The following is a 2,436-nucleotide window of genomic DNA, read 5'->3' as shown; positions in this document are numbered from 1 at the left end:
ACCTGGCTGGGATGGCGCAGTGCTCGTACCGCCATGCGGGCCACGCCCGAACGCCAACAGTTGAAAGCGTGTCGCATACAGGGCGCTGAGCCCGCCCGCGATGGCGGCGACCACGGCCAGCCAGGACGCCTGATGGCCAGCGGCAGTGATGATCTCCTCCTTACTCCAGGCCGCACTCAGCGGGACGACCCCTGCCAGTGCCAGACTGGCCACAAGGGTGGCTACCGCGATACCCGGAAGCAGACGCCCGAGGCGCATCGCAGTTAGCGAGTAGCTGCCGACATGGCGTTCGGCGATGCCGGCTGCCAGGAACAGGGCAGCTTTCATGAACGCATGCGTGACGAAGTGCACCAGGGCAACACCGGGAAAGCCTGCCCCCACCGCCAACCACATCAAGCCATACTGGGCCGATGTCGAAGCCGCCAGAAGCTTCTTGGCATGCCCCTGAAGATAGGCCACGGCACCCCCTGCCAGGGCAGTGGCCAGGCCTAACGCGATCGCGACCGGCCCAAACCAGGCAACGGCGGACATCTCTGCATGGAGTCTGATGACCAGATAGATGCCCGCCGCGACCATGGTCGCCGCATGCAGCAATGCCGATACCGGCGTTGGCCCCGACATGGCGGCAAATAGCCACGGAGAGAATGGAACCTGGGCGGACTTTGCGGCCGCCGCCAACACCGCGCCGGCAACGAATACGTTCAGCAGCCATCCATCGAGTTGGGTCAGGTCAGCAAAGGCAAACGAGCCGGTGCCGGCATAAGCTGCCGCTGCAGCAATATAGAGCCCCAGGTCCCCGAAACGCGTCACCAGAAACGCGCAAGCGGCATCCCGAAGATTGCCGGTCTTCTGCCAATCATGGGAAATCAGTGCCCATGAACAGGCACCTACCAACTCCCACGCGATCAGCAGGGTCACCAGATCCTCAGCCAGTACCAACAGTTCCATCGCCCCGATAAAAGCCGTCAGCAGGGCGATCAACCTGGCAGGAGCCTGCCCTGTCGTTGCGCCATCACCGCCAGGTTCCGATTCGTGGTAAGTGCTGTAAAGAACGATCAGCGCGGCGATCAGCGGCACGACGATAGCAAACACCGCACTGACTGGCGTCACCCCGATCAGCAGGACGATCTGTGAACTCCAGCGGTAAGCCCCACTCCAGTCACCCAGAATCGCGAGACCAGCGAGCATCAGGGTGACGATCGCGACGCCTACCCCCGCCAGGCCCAACACGGCACGGCCGCTATTCTTGCCAAACCAGTGTTTATCGAACCCGTGCTTGCCAAGCCAATACATGACGGGAGCAGCCAGTAGCGGCAGCAGAGCTATCGACCACAACATCAGTGCTTCAACCCGGTCAGTGATTCGGTCGTGTCGGCCTGCTTACCGCGGAAGACCGCTACCACCAAAGCAAAGCCCATGGTCATCTCGATAGCCATCACTGCCATGACGATGATCGTCAGCAGTTGCCCTTCCGGCGCGCCGGCCCCGCTAAAGGCCCAGAACGCCACGGCAGCCAGCATGACGCCATTGAGGATCAGCTCAAGACCCATCATCAGCATCACGAATGACTGCTGGGAAAGCGCGCCATAAATGCCGATGCCGATCAGTGCCGCTGCCAATAGCAAAAGTGTCGCCAGTGTCATTCAAGCCTCCTTGCCTGTCTGCATAGGTCAGTGGTGATGGTGGTGATGACCGCCATCCTCGCCATCTTCGTCCTCTTCGGGCTTGCCCGCCGGATCGCCGCCCGACTCCAGCCCCGGTGGTAGCGAGCCCTCCGTGGCCGCGCCGTAGCGTCCACGGTGACTCGACAACACCACCACGCCGATCATGGTGGTAAGCAGCACGAGGCCCGCCGACTCGAAGATCAGCATCGAATCACCTAGCATTTCGTTGCCGAGTGACCTTACCGGGTCGAGGCCGGCCGACACCGGCCGGTCGGGAAAGACAGCCAACAGTGCCATGGCACTCAGCACCAGGAAGCTGACCACCCCTGCCCCGATCGAGATTCGCTCCTGATGGACCATGTTCATCGGATTCAGACCAGCTGGGTTCATCATGAACATGACCATGAATAGCGCCATGACCGTCATCTCGACGGCCATCATGAAGAACATCGCCACGCCCAGATATTCCGCCGCCAGCAGAATCATGATCACACCCACGGCGATGAACGACACCAGCAGGAAAAACGAGGCTCGCACCATCGAATCGGTACGAAACACTCGCCAAGCGGTTACCACTGCAAGCGTGGCCAACAGCAGAAATGCGATATCAACACCGATACCGTGATTCATGCTCTCCATCACAACAACGCTCCTACACCGGCCCATACCAGATCGATAAACGACAGCGGCAGCAACACGACCCACATCAAGGTGACGCAGCGCTCCGGCGCCAGTCGCGGCAGTAGCCGCCCGATCAACAGCAGCACGCTCA

General features: G+C 61.2%; 3 protein-coding genes. All 3 read right to left on the bottom strand.

Translation table 11 applies throughout. The features are described from left to right. Positions 1–1,338: NADH-quinone oxidoreductase subunit 5 family protein (locus tag AC3AYF_RS20145; RefSeq protein ID WP_487780280.1), on the bottom strand; the 1,338-nt coding region annotated here is incomplete at its 3' end. Continuing rightward, positions 1,338–1,643 carry an NADH-quinone oxidoreductase subunit NuoK gene (gene nuoK / locus AC3AYF_RS20140; protein ID WP_110648799.1) on the bottom strand — a complete coding sequence of 102 codons (306 nt, stop codon included), beginning with the start codon at positions 1,641–1,643 and terminating at the stop codon, positions 1,338–1,340. The genes nuoK and AC3AYF_RS20145, both read right to left, overlap by 1 nt. 27 nt (positions 1,644–1,670) lie before the next feature. Continuing rightward, the gene (locus tag AC3AYF_RS20135) at positions 1,671–2,303 is read right to left on the bottom strand and encodes an NADH-quinone oxidoreductase subunit J (RefSeq protein ID WP_295039421.1); all 633 of its coding nucleotides are present in this window, start codon (positions 2,301–2,303) and stop codon (positions 1,671–1,673) included. Positions 2,304–2,436 lie beyond the last annotated feature (133 nt).

This window comes from Salinicola sp., assembly GCF_982684285.1.
This window is presented reverse-complemented; position numbering and strand designations above follow the sequence as displayed.